This window comes from Pseudomonas allii (assembly GCF_055380095.1).
This window is the reverse complement of record NZ_AP039450.1, coordinates 2,571,705-2,590,175: the sequence shown is the minus strand read 5'-3', so window position 1 is coordinate 2,590,175 and position 18,471 is coordinate 2,571,705. Positions and strand designations below refer to the sequence as shown.

Below are 18,471 nucleotides of genomic sequence, written 5' to 3'. Positions count from 1 at the left end.
AAAACATCCATGAACCCACGTATCGCGCTGTCCTGCTTGTCTCTTGCCCTGCTCGCCTCAACGGCGCACGCCGCGCCCACGCTGTACCTGGGCATGAACGGCGGCACCATGGAACGGGTGTACGCCGACAAGGTGCTGCCCGCGTTCGAGAAGGCCAATAACGTCAAGGTGGTGATCGTGCCCGGCACCTCGTCGGACATCCTCGCCAAGGTCCAGGCCAACAAAGACAACCCACAGATGCACGTGATGTTCCTCGACGACGGCATCATGTACCGCGCCATCTCCATGGGCCTGTGCGACAAGCTGGCGCCGAGCCCGCCCCTGGAGCAGATCCCGGCCAAGGCGAAGATCAAGGACGAAGCCGTGGCCGTGACCCTCGGCGTGACCGGCCTGGGCTACAACGCCAAGATGTTCAAGGAAAAAGGCTGGGCCGCGCCCACCTCGTGGATGGACCTGGCCGACCCGCGCTTCAAGGAGAAGGTGGTGTTCCAGTCCCTGGCGTCGTCCACCTTCGGCCTGCACGGCTTCTTGATGTTCAACCGCATCCAGGGCGGCGACGAAACCAACGTGGAGCCCGGCTTCAAGGCCTGGCCAAAGACCGTCGGCCCCAATGTGCTGGAATACATCGCCAGCTCGGCAAAAATCTCCGAGATGGTGCAGACCGACGAAGCCGCGATCTTCCCCCTCACCCCGACCCAGGTCGCCACTCAGAAACTGCTCGGCGTGCCCATGGAATACGCACAGCCCAAGGAAGGCGCGGTGGTGCTGAACGTGGCCGAATGCGTGATCGCGCGCAATGACCAGCCGGAACTGGCGCAGAAACTTGCAGCCTTCCTGCTGACCGCCGAAGCCCAGGCCCCGGCGCTGGAGGAAGGCGACCAGATCCCCTCGAACCCGACCACGCCGACCACCGACAAGACCCGTGCGCGGGTGGAAGCGATGCAGGGTTACTTGCAGACGGCAATTTCGATCGATTGGGACCAGGTGAACCAGGCGCGGCCGGAGTGGAATGCGCGGTGGAGTCGGTCGATCGAGCGTTAATCAAAGGGGCGCAATCGGCAGCGCGCGCTTGTGTGCTGTCTTGCTGTACGCGCCCTCGACAATCGTCCTCACCCGCTCGCTCACCGGTTCGCCCATCAGGTAGGCGTCGATCTCTGCATACGTGCAACCGTAGGCGTGCTCGTCCAGCTTGCCCGGTACCAGCTCTTCCAGGTCGGCCGTCGGGTGTTTGTGCACCAGGTTGTCCGGTGCGCCGAGGGCCGTGGCGAGCAGGCGCACTTGGGTTTTGGTCAGGCCGGACAGCGGGGCCAGGTCGCAGGCGCCGTCGCCGAACTTGGTGAAAAAACCCATCAACGCTTCGGCGCCGTGGTCGGTGCCCACCACCAGGCCATTGTGCAGGTTGGCCACGGCGTATTGCGCGATCATGCGCGTGCGGGCCTTGACGTTGCCCTTGATGAAATCGACATGCTCGGCGCTGGCTTCGGCGGCGGCCAGGCTGGCCATCAGGCCGTCGACGCTGGCGGCGATGTTGAGGGTGTCGATGTGGTCCGGGGTGATGAAGTCCAGGGAGGCCTGGGCGTCATTTTCATCAGCCTGGGTCTTGTAGGGCAGGCGCATGGCGATAAAGCGTGCGGCGTAGCCCTCGCTGCGCAGTTGCTCCGCTGCCAATTGGCACAGGCGGCCGGCGGTGAGGGAGTCGACGCCGCCGCTGATGCCCAGTACCAGGGCCTTGCAGCCTGAGTGGCGCAAGGTGGTCTTGATGAAGTCGATGCGCCGTTGGATTTCCTCGGGTTCGCCACCTTGGGTCAACGCGCGATTGATGTTCAGTTCCCGTGCGATACGTTCTTGCATGTCACACCTCCACACTGCCAACGTTGAACACTTGTGCTGCGTACTGCAAAAACGAGGCGTCTTCGCAGACGTTCTTGATCGGGTCATCGGAGAATTTCACCACTGGCTCGCCGTGCACCCGCACCAGTTTCATCACGATGCTCAGCGGCTCAACGCCGTCCACATCGCAGGCCAGGCTGGTGCCCATGCCGAAACCGAACTTGGCCTTGCCGCGCACGTGACGCAGGATCGGCAGGCATTTTTCGAAGTTCAGGCCGTCGGAGAACATCAGGTCCTTGGTCATCGGGTCGATACCCAGTTGCTTGTAGCGGCCCAGCACCTTGTCGGCCCAGGCGATGGGGTCGCCGGAGTCCTGGCGCAGGCCGTCGTAGAGTTTGGCGAAGTACAGGTCGAAGTCCTTGAGGAAAAAGTCGGTGCTGATGCAGTCGGTCAGGGCGATCCCCAGGCGGCCACGGTACTCGCGCACCCAGTTTTCCAGGGCGGCGTTCTGGCTCTCGCGCAGCCGGCCCAGTTGCTGGTGCACCATCAGCCATTGGTGGGCCATGGTGCCGATCAGCGGCAGGTCGAACTCGTAGGCCAGGTGCGCGTTGCTGGTGCCGACGAACTGGCCGGGGAAGTCGCGGCGCATGATGTCCACCACTTCGCGCTGGGCCTTGAACGACAGGCGCCGACGGGTGGAGAAGTCCGACACACGCAGGTCAGCCAGTTCATCGCGGCTGAGGTTTTTCTCGAGCCAGTCGAACTTCTGGTAGAGCTTGCGGGTGACGTCTTCCAGGGTCAAGTCGGGGTATTTGTCACGGTTGCGCAGTTCGCTGACCAACGCCAGCACCGGTTGCTCGAACATGATGCAGTGCAGCATCGGACCGACCACGCGGATATTGAGTTGGCCGTCGACTTCACTGACGTGGATGTAGCGCAGGTTGAATCGGAACAGGCCGAGGAAGCGCTCGTAATCCGGGGTGAGGTATTCACGAAAACGTGGGTTGAACAGGAAGCGCAACTCGCCTTCGCGCATCCGCAGGCTGGCAAGGTTCTCCAACTCGGCACGGATTTCAGGAATCAGGTGGCCGAGCTTTTCCCTGGAGCGGACGATGAAGTTGTACTCCACATCGACGTTCGGGTACTGGTGCAGCACCGCCTGCATCATGGTGAAGGTGTAGTAGTCGGTGTCGAGCAAACCCTGGATCACCGGGGATTCGTAGTCGTATGCACTTTCCATGGTGTCTCTCCTTAACGCGTGGCCATCGCGGCCAGTTCTTCGCGGGTGCGGCTGATCGCAGCACCGGCCTTGAGCAACTCATTGACAGCCTGTATACCGCCCTCCTCGCTGATGCCTCGGCACGCCGGCAGGTGCAGCACCACTTCCAGGCCGGCCTTGAGCAACTGCAGCGCGGTGGTCTTGACGCAGTAATCCAGGGCCAGGCCGCCGACGATCACGCGAACCACGCCTTGGGCTTTCAAATACTCGATGACGCCGGTGGACAGCTTGTCGTGCAGGTCGTGGTAGCAGGCGCCGTAGGGGTGCAGGTCGGGTTCGACGCCTTTCCAGATGAAGTAGTCGTAGTCATAAGGCGTGGGCAACTCATCCAGCAGGGTGAAGCCCTCGGTGCCGGGTACACAGTGGCTGACCCAAGTGACATCGGCATGGGCCAGGCCGGTGGGTTGCAACATGTCGCTGTGCTGCGACACCACCCAGGGCGCGTGCGGGGTGTGGGCATCCTTGCTACCGACACGATGGCCGGCGAGGCTGGCCATATAGTTGAGCTCGGCGCCGATCCGGTCACCGCCGGCCACCGGCAACTCGTTGGGGCACAGCGGCGTGAAGCTCTTCTGGGCGTCGACGTCGAATGAGGCAATGGCAGTTGTCGCGAGGGTCATGGTGGTTCTCCTGTGGCCTGGAAACAAAAGTACACGTCATGTACTTTCATTGCAAGAAACATTTGTTTATCTATCCTTGAGTCAGTACATGACATATCTGTTCGATCCGTTAGACTGTGCCGCACTGCTGTTTAGAAGGACATCTCATGCCCCGTAGCGCCTACCTCCATACCGTCGACCTGTGCGTGCTGTTTTACTGCCGTGCCTCTGGCGAACTGAAACTGCTGCTGAACCAGCGCGACGCCGACCCCTTCGCCGGGCACTGGGCGCTGCCTGGCGTGGTGGTGAATGGCGGCGTGCAAGATCTGAGCCTCGAGGATGCGGTGGAGCGCCTGCGGGCGAGTGACAAGGTCGGGCTGGACCTGGCCTGGAGCGAACAGGTGGGGACGGTGGGGGATGCGTTTCGCGATCCACGCTGCTGGTCGTCGTCCACCTTTTACTTGGCGATCGTGAACGAGGACGTGACGCTGGGTGAGTATCAGGGCTGGTTTTCACTGACGGCGGTGGCCAGTGGCGGCATCAAGTTGCCGTTCGATCACAACAGCATCGTGGCAGCGGTGCAGGAACGTTTGTTTTCCAAATCGTTGTACAGCAGCTTGCCACTGATGTTCCTGGGCAATGAATTCAGCGCGCCGGAGGCGACCACGATCTTTTCCCTGGTGCTGGCGCGGCCGGTGTTAAAGACCAGTATTCGCCAGCGGTTGTTGAAGCTGACGGAGGCTGGGTACTTGCGTGAGACCGGGCGCAAGAAACAGGGTGAAGGCGGCAGGCCCCAGGCGACGGTGGCGAACCTGAAGCCCGGCGAGATTTACTTCTTCGACCGCAGTTTTGCGGATTAGCCCCGAGTCAACGAACAAAGAGGCTCAACTGTGGGAGGGGGCTTGCCCCCGATAGCAGTGGGTCAGATTGCACAATCTGTGACTGCCCAACCGCTATCGGGGGCAAGCCCCCTCCCACATTGGGTCCTAGTTCAGCCAGTTGCCGCCATCGACGTTGTAGGTCTGCGCCACCACGTAGTCGGCCTCCTTTGACGCCAGGAAAATCGCCATTCCAGTCAAGTCCTGCGCCGTGCCCATCCGCCCAAACGGCACCTCGGCCCCTACCCGCTTCTTCTTCTCGCCAGGTGCCAATCCTTCATGCTTGGCAAACAACGCATCCACGCCATCCCAATGTTCCCCATCCACTACCCCAGGAGCAATAGCGTTAACGTTGATGCCCTGCTTGATCAGGTTCAACCCCGCCGATTGCGTCAGGCTGATCACCGCCGCCTTGGTAGCGCAGTAGATTGCCACCAGCGGTTCGCCGCGCCGTCCGGCCTGGCTGGCCATGTTGATGATCTTGCCGCCATGGCCCTGGCGGATCATCTGCCGGGCCGCAGCCTGCAGCGTGAACAGCGTGCCGGCAACGTTGATCGAGAACAGTCGCTCGTAGCTGTCGCGGGTGATGTCGACGATGGGTGCCAAGTCGAACAGCGCAGCGTTGTTGACCAGGATATCCAGCTTGCCAGCCTGGGCCACCACGGCGGCAATCGCGCCGTCGATGGAGGCCTGGTCGGTGACGTCCATGGCCACGGCGTATGCCTGCGGGCCCAGCTCGGCAGCCGTGGCCTGGGCCCGTTGCAGGTTGATATCGGCGATGGCGACTGTAGCGCCCTCTTCGATGTAGGCCTGGGCGAAGGCGCGGCCGATACCGCGCGCCGATCCGGTGATCAGCGCGCTTTTACCTTCCAGTCGTTTCATGGGTAGGTCCCGTCAAAAGTTACTTCGGATAGCCGGCGCGTTTCATCTCGCGCTCGGTGGTGGACTGCGCTTGCAGCAAGGCCTGGTCAACCGACATGCCGCCCGTCAGCGCCGCCGAGAACAGCTTGCCGACCGAGGTGCCGATGGCCTGGAACTCGGGGATGGTCACGTACTGGATGCCCACGTACGGCACCGGCTTGGCGGACGGGTGTGCAGGGTCGGCGTGTTTCATCATCTCCAGGGTCACCTGGGCAAACGGGGCAGCTTTTAGATACGCCTCGTTGTAAGTGGACTGGCGGGTGCCTGGCGGGACGTTGGTGATGCCTTCTTTGTCGGCCACCAGTTGGATGTAGTCCTTGGACGTCGCCCAACTGATAAAGGCCTTGGCGGCATCCTTGTGCTTGGAGGTGGCCGGGATCGCCAGGGACCAGGCGTAGAGCCATGACGAGCCTTTATCGGTGACCTCGGTGGGCGCGGCGGCAAAACCTACGCTGTCGGCCACTTTGCTCTGGCTTTTATCGGTGGTGAAGGAGCCAGCCACGCTGGCATCGACCCAGATCGCACACTTGCCGCTGTTGAACAGCGCCAGGGTTTCGTTGAAGCCGTTGCTGGACACGCCCGGCGGCCCGTATTGCTTGAGGGTGTTGACGTAGAAGTTGGCGGCCGCGGTCCACTCGGGGCTGGTCAGCTCGGGTTTCCACTGCTCGTCGAACCAGCGCGCGCCAAAGGCATTGGCCATGGTGCTGAGCAAGGCGATGTTCTCGCCCCAGCCGGCCTTGCCGCGCAGGCACATGCCGTATTGGCCCTTGTCCTTGGCGGTGAGCTTGGACGCGAACTCACCGAGCTGGGTCCAGGTGGGGTGCGCCGGCATGCTCAGGCCCGCCTGCTGGAACAGGTCGGTACGGTAGTAGGTCACGGTACTTTCACCATAGAACGGCAAGGCATAGAGAGTGTCGTTGACCGACAGGCCCTGGCGCACCGAGGGGAAGATATCGTCGGCATCGTAATCGGCCGGCAGCTGGGTCAAGGGTTCCAGCCAGTGCTTGGCGCCCCATAGCGGGGTTTCGTAGGTGCCGATGGTCAGCACATCGAATTGCCCGCCCTGGGTGGCGATGTCGGTGGTGAGGCGCTGGCGCAGCACGTTTTCTTCCAGTACCACCCAGTTGAGCTTGATGTCCGGGTGCTGGGCTTCGAACACCTTGGACAGGCGCTGCATGCGGATCATGTCGCTGTTGTTGACGGTGGCGATGGTGACGGTGTCGGCGGCGTGGCTGGGCATGGCCAGCGCCAGGCCGGACAGCAGGAACAACACTTGCGGGAGCTTGAACATGGCGGTTTCCACCGGTTGTTTTTGTTGTTGAGCGCCGATTACAGCAGCTTGGCCAGGCCCTCACAAACCCGTGGCGGATGCCCGGCTGGTACTTTTTTAACCCGGACGTGCGAGTTAAAAAAGTATCAGTGCCGCACGCAAGCGGGGGTAGCGCCTGCCCGCCCGAGGCGCGTATTTTGAAACGATTACAAGAACCCGAAGAAGCCCGCTCATGCCCATCAGCCGTGCCACGCTGTTCGAGCACCGCCCCGCCGAACTGGAAGTGATCCTGCCCGAACCGGACCACTGCTTCCGCTGGTTCGAACACGACTACCCCTACGACCTGGCGCGTTGGAACCACCACCCTGAATTCGAAATCCACTTGATCCGCCAAGGCAGCGGCAAACTCGTAGCGGGCGACTACATCGGTGCCTTCAGCGCGGGGCATGTCGCACTGATCGGCCCCGACCTGCCCCACGACTGGATCGGCGAACTGGCCCCTGGCGAATACCTGAGCGGCCGCGACGTGGTGCTGCAATTCGACGGCGCCGCCCTCCTCGCCTTGCGCAACACCCTGCCGGAGCTCGGCGACCTGCAGCCGTTGTTCGAACAGGCCCGCCGTGGCCTGGAGTTCACCGGCGACACGGCGCTGCAGGCCGCCCATCTGATGGAAGCCATCGGCAACGCTCAGGGCCTGCAACGCTTGATCCTGTTCCTGCAGTTGCTCGACACCCTGAAAAACGCCCCGCCCCAGCAGGCCAAGGCCCTGGCCAGCCCCTGCTATGCGCCGACCCTGGATGCGCGCAGTGCCGAACGCATCAACAAGGCATTCGACTATTTGATGCGCGAGCTGACCGGCGATGTGCGCCTGTCGGTGATCGCACAACAGTTGGAGATGAGCGAACCGGGCTTTTCGCGCTTCTTCAAGCGCAACACCGGCCACGGCTTTATCGACCTGATGCGCAAGTTCCGGGTGCAGCGCGCCTGTCGGCTGTTGCTGCAAAGCGATATGTCGGTGGCGGACATCTGCTTTGAAGTGGGCTACGCCAACCTGTCGAATTTCAACCGGCACTTTCGCATCGAGATGAACCAGACGCCGAGTGACTATCGACGGGAAACCGCGACGCACCTGTTTCACCGCATCGAAAAATGACACCCGGTCAATTCTGACCAAAAGGTCGACTAATCCTGTTTTTTTCCAAGCTGATCAATCGATTGAGCAAAGTTGGTACAGCCTGTGCAAACGTTTGCGGTACGAACTTGGCGACCAAGTTCACCTCTACCCGAAGAATCGGGTTCAAACCGCGTACGAATAGGGATTTTCAATGCATTTCACCTCAAGGCGTCCTACCGGCTTTGGTGTTTCCTTGCTACTGGCTGCCGTTACGGGACTACTCAGCGCACCCGTTTTGGCGCAGGAAAAACCTGTCGATGACTCAGCACAGGGCGAAACCCTCAGCCCTGAAGCCAGCCCGGCGAAAAAAGGCGTGTACCTGTCGGACTGGTTCAATCAGGACCTGACGTTGATCGGCAGCAAAGACATCAGCTTCGGCCCCAAGCCGCAGGATGACGTGTACCTGGAGTACGAGTACTTTGGTCGCAAGGGGCCTTTCGAGTTGTACGGCTATATCGACGTGCCGAAGATCCTCACCATCGGTAACAGTAATGACAAGGGCGTGTGGGACCATGGCTCGCCGGTGTTCATGGAGCATGAGCCGCGTATTTCCATCGACTACCTGGCGGGCCGCAGCCTGGCCATCGGGCCGTTCAAGGAATGGTACGTGGCCTTCGACTGGATCTACGACCACGGCAGCAACAAGGCCAACCGCGCCAATACGCTGTACAGCGGCCTGGGCACCGATATCGACACCCACTCGCGGGTCAACCTGTCGGCCAACTTCTACGGGCGCTACCAGTGGGAAAACTATGGCGCCAGCAATGAATATTCCTGGGACGGCTACCGTGCGCAAATGAAGTACATCGTGCCCATCGGCAAATTCGATAACGGCGCCTCGCTGACCTACATCGGCTTTACCAACTACGATTTTGGCTCGGACCTGCACAAGGACAACCCGGCACGCACCGCCAATTCCCTGGTGGCCACCAACGTGCTGCTGTATTCGTTCACCCACCTGCGTTTCACCCTGGTCGGCCGTTACTTTCATAACGGCGGCAACTGGGAAGATGGCAGCGAGTTGAATTTCGGCGAAGGCAATTTCCGCGCGCGCTCGGACGGCTGGGGTTACTACGCCGGCGTGGGCTATCAATTCTGATCGAGGAGCTTTAGATGAACGCGTTTACCCGTCTCTCAATGGCTGTTGGCCTGGCCGTTCTGCCCCAACTGGTGCTGGCCGATGCACCCGCACCGATCAAGCCCAAGGTGATGCTGATCACCATGTTCGCCCCCGAGGCGCAAACCTGGATCGACCGCCTGGAACTCAAGCAGGAAGTGCGCGTACCGGGCTTGTCTGCCGAGTATCCGGTGATCCGCTGCAATACCCAGGATGTGTGCCTGCTGGTCACCGGCATGGGCCAGACCAACGCAGCGGCCTCCACCCTTGCACTGGCGCTGTCGCCCAAGTTCGACCTGCGCCAAAGCTACTTCCTGATCGCCGGGATCGCCGGCATCAGCCCCAAGCACGGCACGATCGGCACCGCCGCGTGGGCGCATTACCTGGTGGAATTTGGCACCCAGTGGGAGTTGGATTCGCGGGATGCGCCGAAGGATTGGCCGACCGGCTATCTCGGCATCAACACCAAAGGCCCCAACGAAAAGCCACCGCTGGACTACAAGACCGAAGTGTTTGAACTAAACCCCAAGTTGCAGGCCAAGGCGTTTGCCCTGTCGCAGAAGGTCGAGCTGACGGAAAGCAAGGAATCCAGCGCCTGGCGCAAACACTACCCCGCCGCCCCGGCCAACCAGCCGCCGCAAGTCACCCGCTGCGACACCCTGGCGGGCAATACCTGGTTTTCCGGCACACGCTTGAGTGAGCGCGCCGAGGTGTGGACCAAGCTGCTGACCGACAACAAAGGCGAATACTGCACCACCCAGCAGGAAGACAACTCCACCTATGAGGCCCTGTTGCGCGCCAGCCGTGAAGGCTTGGTGGACATCCAGCGCCTGGCGGTGGTGCGCGCCGGTTCGGATTTCGACCGGCCGTACCCGGGCTACAGCGAAGTGGATAACCTGTTGAAGTACGCGGACCAGGGCGGTTTTGTCCCGGCGCTGGAGAACCTGTACCGCACGGGCAACCCGTTGGTACAGGCGATCCTCAACAACTGGTCAGCCTGGGAGAAAGGTGTTCCCGAAGCTTGATGGAGATCGACAGGTGGGGGCTTGCTCCCGATGGAGGTGTATCAGGTATAGATTCACTGACTGACACACTGCCATCGGGAGCAAGCCCCCTCCCACATTTTCACCGTGTCAGGGCAGGAAAATGATCTTGTCTGCACTGCCTTGGTTCACCTCTTCGAAGCACTGCACCCCATCGCTCAGCGCCACTTCACGCAGGCCGGTGGGCAGCGGCAACAAGCCTTCGTCAAAGAACCGCCCGAACTGCTCCAGCATCACGGCGCACTGCTCGCAGTTGTAGAGCAACGAATTGATGCCTACCACCGAACCACCCTTGCGGTACAACGCCAGGGCCGGCAGTTGTACATGACCGTCGACCGGCGCGGCGATAATAGCGATGCGACCGAACGGTGCCAGGCCTGCCACGGCGGCCGGCAGCCAGAAACCGGTGGTGTCGAAGATCACATCCGCACCGCCCTTGAACACGGCGTTGACCTGTGCGCCCAAGTCTTCCGGCTTGCCCAGGGCAATCGCGTCGAAGCCCTGGCCCTGCAAGACTTCAACCTGTTCCGGGCGACGCACGGCGGCCAGCACCTGGGCGCCACGGATCTTCGCCAGGGCCAGGGTCGCGCTGCCCACCGCGCCATTGGCGCCGATCACCAGCAGGCGTGAGCCTTGGGTGACGCTGATGCGCTCCAGTGCATCCCAGGCGGTGGTGTACGGCACGCCAAGGCTCGCGGCCTGGGCGAAACTCAGGTGGGTAGGCTTACGTGCCACGCCCTTGGCCGACACAGTGAGGTACTGAGCATGGGAACCGTCGGCAAAAAAACCCAGGTCACGGCCGGTGCCCCATACCTCCTGGCCCACCAGTGCCTGCGGGCCTTCAACCACAACCCCGGCGAAATCACGGCCGGGGATGCGCGGCAAGGTGGTATAGGGGAAGCGACCGAGCACGTTTTTGACGTCGCTGGGGTTGAGGCCCGCGGCCTTGATCTGTACCAGCACTTCCCCCGCGGCCGGCACCGGGGTGGCGACGTCGACAAAGCGCAGGGTGTTGAGGTCGCCGGTGGCAGTAAATTGCAGTGCTTTCATGGCCAATATCCATCGAATAAAAAGAGATCAGGAGAACCAGGTGCCCACCAGTTGCCGCCCCATGGGCCAGAGCTTTTCGCCCAGCAGCATGCCCATCAGGCCGATCAGGGCGATGGCCGGCGGCGCGGGCGAGCGGAAGTCGAGTGCGCCGTAGATCACGCCGACAAACAGGCCGATGGCAAGGGAAATGAGGTAGTTCATGGGGCAGCGCCTTGTGGGTGGATGCGCTCAGTGTAGAGAGCGCATGCCTGAAGCATCGGCCAAGTGCTTCAGGCTATCGGCCAACCCCTCAGCCCAGGTATTGCGATGGCGCCACACCGAGTTCACGCCGGAACATGTCGCTGAAACTGCTGGGCGAATACCCCAGGGAACGCGCGATGGCGCTGACCGACTGGCCCTGGATCAACTCCGCCACCGCGGTGGCCAGTTGCACCTGGCGGCGCCATTCGGCAAAGCCCATGCCCAGGTGGTTCTGGAACAGCCGCGCCAGGGTGCGCACGCTGGCACCGGCGGTTTCGGCATGCTGCTCGAAAGGGATCTCCAGGGACGGCGCCGCCATGACCGCCTGGCAGGCGTTGATCAAGCGGCGGTCGGCCTCCACCGGCATGGCGATGCGAATTAGCGAGCGGCGCGCCCGTTGCAGCTCCAGCAAGGCAAGGCTGACCAGCGCGTCGTAGTACGCGACCTCACCGTTGTCGCCCTCGTCCACCAACGTGACGATCAACTCGCGCAACAACCCACCGACTTCGATCACCTGCACCTGGCTGTCCAGCGTTGCGGCCAGGGCCGGACGCAGGTAGATATTGCGCATCTGCAAGTCCGAGACCACACGGATGCCATGCTCCACTCCGGGCGGCAGCCACACCGCACGCTGTGGGGGCACCACCAGCGCTTCCCGCGGGGTCTCGACCCACATCACGCCGCTCATGGCATAGAGCAACTGGCCCCAGTCGTGGCTGTGGGGCTCAACGTAGAGCCCGCGCGGATAGGTGCGCGCCAGGGGTTGCACGGGAACGGCAGGATCACTGAGGTCAGGCGGCGCGGCCAGGGCCATGGGGTGCACATCATTCGAAGGAGAGTGGCTATGGTAATCACCGCCGCACGACAATCCGAGTGATTTTTGCGGCCCGTAAACCGCGTGGGAGCACGCATGCTCCCACCGCTTCAAACACCGCTAGCCTTTGGCAGACTTGGCACATTCACACCCCGTCGCAGCCGCACACGGCTCACCATGGGCATGGTGCTCGGCACAGCCCTGGCAGCAATAGCCCTTGCCGTCCTTCATGACCGCATCAGGTCCCAGTACGCATTTGCAGTGTGGGCAGGCACAGGTTTTATCTGGCATGGTCAGACTCCTTCTTCATGGTCGTCCCGGTGCGGCGGACGCCGACACCTTAAGCAGTGACTGCGGCCCGCCTTCGTTGGTTCAAGCCATCAGTCGGTGCGGGTATTGCTGCGGTACATGAACACCAGCGCCAACGCCAGGCAGGCCATCGCCACGATGCGGCTGCTCGACAGCTCGATGGCCGGGTTGCCCAGCCAGCCGAAGTTGTCGATCAGCATGCCCATGCCCAATTGGCCGACGATCACCGCGACGGTGGCGACGGCCGTGCCGACCACCGGTACCGCGCCAACCATGACCATCATGTACACCACGCCGAACAACGCGCCGGTCAGTTGCCATTTCGGCACGTCGAGCAGGCTCACCGCCTGGGCGGGTTCAAAGAAGAAAATCATTAACGCGGTGACAATCGCCCCCACCGAGAAGGTCACCAGGCTGCCACGCAACACGCCCACCGCCTGGCCCAGGCGACCGTTGATAGCCGCCTGCACGCTCAACACCGCACCTGCGGCAACCACCACGACCAGTAACAGAATCAGGTTCATCGCCTTAACCTCGTGCAATCAGAACAAGTGCCACCACAATCAGCGCGAGGGCAATCCAGCGCTCGCCATTAACCCGCTTGCGCGCCGAGCCGAACCAGCCGAAATGGTCGATCAGCACACTCTTGCCGACCTGCCCGGACAAAATCGCGATCATGGTCATTGCAATACCGATATGCGGCGTGGCCAGGGTGAGTACCACCACGTAGATCGGCCCCAGGAACCCGCCGATCAACTGCCAGCGCGGCAGTTCGGAGAGCGCCGGGCCCTTTTGCGGGCCACTGAACAACAGCATCAGATACAGGATCGCCGAGCCTACCCCGAAAATGCTCAGGGTCGCCCACAAATGGCCGACCTGCACGCCCAGCGGGCCGAGCAACCCGGCCTCTACTGACAGGCCCATGCCGGCCAGGATCACCAGCGGCAGCAACAGCAACCTCAAGCCGTTTTTTTTCGGCGAGGCTTGTGCCACACCCTCGATAGAACTTGCTTGCATACAGCACCCGCGCTTCAAGAAAGGAAACATGGCGCGCATTATCCGGTGGCCGTTCTGTGCGATAAATGGGAGCATGCTGACAACACCTTTGCGCAAAACGCACAGCCTGGAGACATGATGCAAGGCTTGAATGAATTGAGTTTCAAGGCACTGCGCCTGTTCGTAGCCGTGCTGGACCTTGGCAGCTTCTCCGAAGTGGCCCGCCGCGAAGGCCTGGCACCCTCCTCTATCTCCCGGCAGATACAGCTGATGGAACAGGCTCTTGGCCAACAGTTGCTGTACCGTCACACCCGCGCGGTCAGCCCCACCGAAGCCGGTCGCCTGCTCGGGCGGCATGCGCGGTTGATGCTGGAACAACTGGAAGCCGCCAGCCAGGCGTTACAGGAACAGGAAAGCGAGCCCAGCGGCCTGGTGCGCATCAATGCACCCATGGTATTCGGCCAGCGTCACCTGTCACCGTGGCTGGGTGAATTGTGCCGACGCTATCCGAAGCTGCAACTGGACATCCAGCAGACCGACACGTACGTCGACCCCCTGCAGGACGGCACTGACCTGCTGTTCCGCATCGGCGTGCTCAACGATTCGAGCATGCAGGCCCGCATCTTCGCGCCCCAACGCTTTCGCATCGCCGCCAGCCCCGCCTACCTGGCCCGGCATGGCACCCCGCAGCACCCCGACGAGCTGAGCAACCATCAATGCCTGGCCTACAAAGGCATCACCGGCCAGCAGCGCTGGTTCTTTCGCAAGGGCCAGGGCGACTGGACGCCCTACAGCGTCAAGGGCCCGATCACCGGCAACCATGCCGACACCTTGACCCACGCCGCCGAGCAAGGGCTGGGGCTGGTGGTGTTTCCCTCCTGGTTGATCGGCGAAGGCTTGCGCGCAGGCACGTTGCAGGCGGTGCTGACCGACTATGAAGTAGCGACGACCCTGGAGCCGCAGCAGATCGCGGCACTGTGGCCGGGCAGCCGGCGCTTGTCGCTGAAGGTGCGGACGGTGATTGATTACTTTGTGGAATGTTTTGGGGCCGTGCCGTATTGGGATCGGTGAGCCAAGTGGCTCGGGAGTTTTCCTACAGGAGGAAGTAGTTCCATTCTGTTTTTTCGGGCCAGTATTCTTTTGGCCAAGCCTATTACGGCAGACTTTCGCCACATCTTCCTTTAGAGAACAGCCATGAAAGTCACGTATCACAAACCATCGCGATCTGAGCGTGCCGCGTCCGCCAGTGGTCTGGCCGTCTTTGATAGCGCACCCAGTTTTGGCTATATTTGGCCAAAATATGGGGATAACCACATGATCACGGTTCCTTTGGGCGAAGCGAAAAACAATCTGTCAAAACTGGTAGATGAGGCCGCTGCCGGCAAAGTCATCACTATTGCCAAGCATGGACGTGCGATGGCACAGCTAGTGCCCATGGGGAAATCCAAGGGACGCAGAATCGGTGCCATGAAAGGCAAGCTCATCATTCCCGAAGATTTCGACGCTCCTTTGCCTGACGATCTGCTGGATGCCTTCGAAGGCAAGCCTGCATGAGAGTGCTGCTAGACACCCACATCCTGCTATGGACCCTGACGGAGGACCCCAGGCTATCCAGCAACGCCAGGAAGCTGATCGAGAACGCAGCAGAGGTTTACATCAGCGCTGCGACATTCTGGGAGATGGCAATCAAGGTCGGCCTGGGGAAACTCACCGTAGACCTGGAGGAAATCCGTGAGTACTGCCTGGAAAGCGGATTTGTCGAACTGCCCGTCACCTCGGAACATGCCATCGCGGTCAAGGATCTCGAGCACCATCACAAGGACCCTTTCGATCGACTCATTGTTGCGACAGCCATGAGCGAACCCATGAGGCTATTGACCGCCGATCCAGGCATCGCCCAATACACGTCCTTGGCGATCCTGGTCTAACTCATCTCGACGACAGCACCACCTCAACCAAACACCCACTGCCCAATCAACCACGCATTCGCCCCACTGATCAGCGCAAACAGAAACCACGCCAGCAACCGCGTCGGCAGCCGATTCACGAATGGCCCCATCAGCTGTTTATCGCCGGTCATGCGGATCAACGGATATAGCGCGAATGGCAACTGCAGGCTGAGTACCACCTGGCTGAGGATCAGTAGCTTGCCGATGGCATCGTCGCCCATCAGCCATACCCCCACAAACGCCGGAATCAGCGCCAGCCCACGGGTGATCAGGCGGCGTTGCCAGCAGGGAATGCGCAGGTTGAGGTAGCCCTCCATGATCACCTGCCCGGCGATGGTGCCGGTAAAGGTGGAGCTTTGCCCGGAGGCCAACAGCGCAATGCCGAACAGGATACTGGCCAAGACACCGCCCACCAGTGGGTCGAGCAGGTGGTAGGCGTCCTGGATCTCGACCACGTCAGTGTGGCCGGTCTTGTGGAAAGCGGCGGCGGCAAGAATCAGGATCGCTGCGTTGACCAGCAGCGCCAGGGCCAATGAACCGATGGTGTCGATGCGCGCCAGTTTGACCGCGTCCTGCTTGCTGGCGAGGTCCTTGCCGATCAGACGGGTTTGCACGATGGAGCTGTGCAGGTAGAGGTTATGGGGCATCACCGTGGCCCCGAGGATACCGATGGCCAGGTACAACGGCGCGGCGTCGCTGATCGCGGAGAGTGACGGAGTGAAACCACTGAACACGTCGGGCCAGTAAGGTTTGATCAGCACCAACTCGATGAAGAAACACACGCCGATGGTCGCCACCAGCGCCAGCATGATCGCTTCCAGGCGCCGGAAACCACGATTCTGCAGGGCCAGGACCAACAGCGTGTCAAAGGCGGTGATCACGATGCCGGTTGTCAGCGAGACCCCCAGCAGCAAATGGAATGCCAGGGCACAGCCCAGCACTTCGGCAAGGTCGGTGGCGATGATGGAGATTTCCGCCAGCACCCATTGGGTACGAGCGGAGCCCTTGCTGTAGCGCTCACGGCACAGCTGCGCCAGGTCTTTGCCGGTGGCGATGCCCAGCCGCGAGCACAGGCACTGCACCGCCATCCCGGCCAGGCTGGCCAGCAACACCACGAACAACAGGCTGTAGCCATAGCGCGAACCGGCCTCGATGGCTGTGGCCCAATTACCCGGGTCCATATAGCCGATGGAGACCAGCAAGCCGGGGCCGGCGAACATCAACATGCGCTTGAAGAACGAAGCCTTGGGGTCCACGGAGACGGAGCCGGCCACTTCCGGCGGGCAGAACGGGGCGGTAGCAATTTTCGGCAGGCTGAATTTCACGCGGTATCCCAGGCAAACATACAAGACAAGGATGCAGCTTATCAGTCGGACACGACCGTGCGCATCACCGTGTCCCGTGGCAGGTCGAATGCCTCCACTACCTGCACCACCAGGTCCATCTCCTGGTTCAGCGCTTCACGCGCCATGCGCTGGCGAATCACGCCGATCACCAGCACGGCCAACGTGGTGATCGAATACGCCGGGCCGGAAAATGCTCGCACGCCGCTCACCACCAGCATCGCCGCCGCCAACGCCTGACCCACAACCGGGATTGCCGTGGCCGCGCCACGGCGCAGGATAAAACCGGTGAGCCCGGCCAACGCCGTGCCGCTCAACGCAGTGGCAGCCGAACGGCCTACGTCAAAACGGCTGAACAAGCCCTGCTCCTTTTGCGCGGCCGCTTTGAGTTCTGCGTCGAACACCTGTCGGTCCGTGTTGCTGAGTTTGTCCTTGTACTGTTCGATGAGTTTCTCGGCGACCCGGGCTTCGAGATCGGCCAGTGCGACCGTATCCAGCGGCTCGTCGAACTTGATCCCCAGCCGCTGCGATACATCTTCGGCGATCTGGCGGTAACCCACGCCATGCCCACGGGCCAGGTTCATGAAGGTATCGCCACCCATGCGTTGCAGCTCAATCGCCAGCTTGAGCGGCTCGCGCACCGTGGCGTCTATCGATGCACTGCGTTTTTGCGCCATCAATTCGGCGAGGAACTTCACCTCTTCCGGCCGTGCCTGCACCAGCGCCGGGAACAAATCGATGTCCTCCTCGGCAAAACGCACTTCAGCACTGCGCTGGTCGGAGCGGATCATGCCGCGCCGTTCATGCAGCAGGTCGGTGTACTGCACCACCGCCTGTAACTGCGGCCAATAGGCGGCGTGATCGAAAGTCGCCAGGTGCACGTTGGTGACCTTGGCCTTGAGCGCCGGTGTCACCGGGATCGCATAACGGCCGATACAGCGTTCGGTGTCCGGCTTTATGGCCAAGGCCCAGTCCTTGCTGGAATGGCAGTTGATCACTCGCCCCTTGAGCGGCGCCGACACCACGTCCCACGGGCTCGACGTGCAGATCGCGCCGCCCATCAACAACAGGTTGTCCAACGGCAGCTCACGGGCGGTTTCGGGGCTGGCGAGCAAGCTCTTGACCAGGATCCGCGCACCCAGGGAATGGCCGATCAGGTTGATACGCCGCACATCAAGGGATTCACCGTGCAGGTAGTTGGCCAGTTCCGGCAACAGGCTTTTGGCGACTTCGTCCACCCGCGCCTCGACGCTTTTGTAGTGATCGAGAAAATAGGCAATCGCCTTGCCCACCCCGACGGTCGCCGCGCCCAGGCTGCCGCCGCCCAGCACTGCGCCGATCACCTCCTTGAAGGGTGCAAACAGATTTTCCAGGAAATGCCCGGCCGGCCAGAACAGCATCAGGTTGGTCGAACCTTCGATACTCGCCAACTGCTCCTTGAAGCCACCCAGTTGTTGCCGATTGAAGAACGCCGAATAACCGTGAACATAGAGATTGAGCACGTCGCCCTGAGGCTCGCCGCACAGTACGAACGTGGGCTTGCGGGTGCGGTGCATTTCATCCCACTGGTGCTGCATGGGGCAGTGACTCCTGGCGACAAGGGACAGCGATAGTAACAAAGGGCGAGGCTCATCGCCGTATCGCTCGGGGAAAAGGCAC

The 18,471-nt window shown here is 61.7% G+C and carries 21 protein-coding genes; 8 read left to right on the top strand and 13 right to left on the bottom strand.

Annotated elements, in window-relative coordinates; genetic code table 11:
- The first annotated feature begins 9 nt into the window (after positions 1-9).
- Positions 10-1,041: an ABC transporter substrate-binding protein gene (locus ACZ445_RS11885; protein ID WP_058424716.1), complete on the top strand. Its 1,032-nt coding sequence runs from the start codon at positions 10-12 to the stop codon at positions 1,039-1,041.
- On the opposite strand, the gene nadE is transcribed toward ACZ445_RS11885, so the two are convergent.
- From nadE to ACZ445_RS11870, 3 genes are read right to left on the bottom strand one after another with little or no spacing between them, the layout of a single operon-like run.
- Positions 1,042-1,851 (bottom strand): ammonia-dependent NAD(+) synthetase, encoded by an 810-nt coding sequence (gene nadE, locus ACZ445_RS11880; protein ID WP_058424715.1) that lies wholly within the window; start codon positions 1,849-1,851, stop codon positions 1,042-1,044.
- A 1-nt stretch (position 1,852) separates the two neighbouring features.
- Positions 1,853-3,070, bottom strand: coding sequence for a nicotinate phosphoribosyltransferase (gene pncB / locus ACZ445_RS11875; protein ID WP_058424714.1), 1,218 nt, complete (start codon positions 3,068-3,070; stop codon positions 1,853-1,855).
- 11 nt (positions 3,071-3,081) lie between these two features.
- Entirely contained in the window at positions 3,082-3,729 is a 648-nt protein-coding gene (locus tag ACZ445_RS11870; protein ID WP_058424713.1) for a nicotinamidase, read from the bottom strand.
- A gap of 146 nt (positions 3,730-3,875) precedes the next feature.
- Here ACZ445_RS11870 and ACZ445_RS11865 point away from each other — a divergent pair, with 146 nt between their 5' ends.
- Complete coding sequence (locus ACZ445_RS11865; RefSeq protein ID WP_179029950.1) at positions 3,876-4,568, top strand: NUDIX hydrolase; 693 nt, start codon at positions 3,876-3,878, stop codon at positions 4,566-4,568.
- 126 nt (positions 4,569-4,694) lie between these two features.
- On the opposite strand, the gene ACZ445_RS11860 is transcribed toward ACZ445_RS11865, so the two are convergent.
- Both ACZ445_RS11860 and ACZ445_RS11855 read right to left on the bottom strand, forming a co-directional pair.
- Complete coding sequence (locus ACZ445_RS11860; RefSeq protein WP_179028234.1) at positions 4,695-5,468, bottom strand: L-iditol 2-dehydrogenase; 774 nt, start codon at positions 5,466-5,468, stop codon at positions 4,695-4,697.
- 19 nt (positions 5,469-5,487) lie between these two features.
- Positions 5,488-6,747, bottom strand: coding sequence for an ABC transporter substrate-binding protein (locus tag ACZ445_RS11855; protein WP_371858639.1), 1,260 nt, complete (start codon positions 6,745-6,747; stop codon positions 5,488-5,490).
- A gap of 262 nt (positions 6,748-7,009) precedes the next feature.
- Here ACZ445_RS11855 and ACZ445_RS11850 point away from each other — a divergent pair, with 262 nt between their 5' ends.
- The 3 genes from ACZ445_RS11850 to ACZ445_RS11840 all read left to right on the top strand — a co-directional run bounded on the left by ACZ445_RS11850 (position 7,010) and on the right by ACZ445_RS11840 (position 10,093).
- Complete coding sequence (locus ACZ445_RS11850) at positions 7,010-7,930, top strand: AraC family transcriptional regulator (protein ID WP_058424709.1); 921 nt, start codon at positions 7,010-7,012, stop codon at positions 7,928-7,930.
- 172 nt (positions 7,931-8,102) lie between these two features.
- Entirely contained in the window at positions 8,103-9,050 is a 948-nt protein-coding gene (locus tag ACZ445_RS11845) for a nucleoside-specific channel-forming protein Tsx (RefSeq protein ID WP_058424708.1), read from the top strand.
- Between the two features lie 14 nt (positions 9,051-9,064).
- Positions 9,065-10,093, top strand: coding sequence for a purine-nucleoside phosphorylase (locus ACZ445_RS11840; RefSeq protein ID WP_179028236.1), 1,029 nt, complete (start codon positions 9,065-9,067; stop codon positions 10,091-10,093).
- 108 nt (positions 10,094-10,201) lie between these two features.
- Here the strand turns inward: ACZ445_RS11840 and ACZ445_RS11835 are convergent, their stop codons facing one another.
- From ACZ445_RS11835 to ACZ445_RS11810, 6 genes are all read right to left on the bottom strand, one after another.
- Complete coding sequence (locus tag ACZ445_RS11835) at positions 10,202-11,161, bottom strand: quinone oxidoreductase family protein (protein ID WP_464708354.1); 960 nt, start codon at positions 11,159-11,161, stop codon at positions 10,202-10,204.
- 27 nt (positions 11,162-11,188) lie between these two features.
- Positions 11,189-11,362, bottom strand: a complete 174-nt coding sequence (locus tag ACZ445_RS11830) for a DUF1427 family protein (protein WP_076955279.1) — start codon at positions 11,360-11,362, stop codon at positions 11,189-11,191.
- Between the two features lie 88 nt (positions 11,363-11,450).
- Positions 11,451-12,215, bottom strand: a complete 765-nt coding sequence (locus ACZ445_RS11825) for an AraC family transcriptional regulator (protein ID WP_058424705.1) — start codon at positions 12,213-12,215, stop codon at positions 11,451-11,453.
- Positions 12,216-12,335: 120 nt separating this feature from the next.
- Entirely contained in the window at positions 12,336-12,506 is a 171-nt protein-coding gene (locus tag ACZ445_RS11820; protein WP_081049255.1) for a metallothionein, read from the bottom strand.
- Between the two features lie 89 nt (positions 12,507-12,595).
- Positions 12,596-13,048, bottom strand: coding sequence for a DMT family transporter (locus tag ACZ445_RS11815; protein ID WP_310863955.1), 453 nt, complete (start codon positions 13,046-13,048; stop codon positions 12,596-12,598).
- A gap of 4 nt (positions 13,049-13,052) precedes the next feature.
- Positions 13,053-13,541 (bottom strand): DMT family transporter, encoded by a 489-nt coding sequence (locus ACZ445_RS11810; RefSeq protein WP_058424703.1) that lies wholly within the window; start codon positions 13,539-13,541, stop codon positions 13,053-13,055.
- Positions 13,542-13,658: 117 nt separating this feature from the next.
- Here ACZ445_RS11810 and ACZ445_RS11805 point away from each other — a divergent pair, with 117 nt between their 5' ends.
- The 3 genes from ACZ445_RS11805 to ACZ445_RS11795 all read left to right on the top strand — a co-directional run bounded on the left by ACZ445_RS11805 (position 13,659) and on the right by ACZ445_RS11795 (position 15,448).
- The gene (locus tag ACZ445_RS11805; protein WP_310863956.1) at positions 13,659-14,591 is read left to right on the top strand and encodes a LysR family transcriptional regulator; all 933 of its coding nucleotides are present in this window, start codon (positions 13,659-13,661) and stop codon (positions 14,589-14,591) included.
- Positions 14,592-14,714: 123 nt separating this feature from the next.
- Complete coding sequence (locus ACZ445_RS11800) at positions 14,715-15,074, top strand: type II toxin-antitoxin system Phd/YefM family antitoxin (protein ID WP_310863957.1); 360 nt, start codon at positions 14,715-14,717, stop codon at positions 15,072-15,074.
- On the top strand, positions 15,071-15,448 hold the full coding sequence (locus ACZ445_RS11795) for a type II toxin-antitoxin system VapC family toxin (protein ID WP_310863958.1): 378 nt from the start codon (positions 15,071-15,073) through the stop codon (positions 15,446-15,448). The genes ACZ445_RS11800 and ACZ445_RS11795 overlap by 4 nt, the downstream gene beginning before the upstream one ends.
- 23 nt (positions 15,449-15,471) lie before the next feature.
- Here ACZ445_RS11795 and ACZ445_RS11790 read toward each other — a convergent pair whose 3' ends face one another.
- Together ACZ445_RS11790 and ACZ445_RS11785 are read right to left on the bottom strand one after the other, a co-directional pair.
- Positions 15,472-16,794, bottom strand: coding sequence for an Nramp family divalent metal transporter (locus tag ACZ445_RS11790; protein ID WP_464708353.1), 1,323 nt, complete (start codon positions 16,792-16,794; stop codon positions 15,472-15,474).
- Positions 16,795-16,835: 41 nt separating this feature from the next.
- Positions 16,836-18,389, bottom strand: a complete 1,554-nt coding sequence (locus tag ACZ445_RS11785; protein ID WP_464708352.1) for a DUF726 domain-containing protein — start codon at positions 18,387-18,389, stop codon at positions 16,836-16,838.
- Positions 18,390-18,471: the final 82 nt, after the last annotated feature.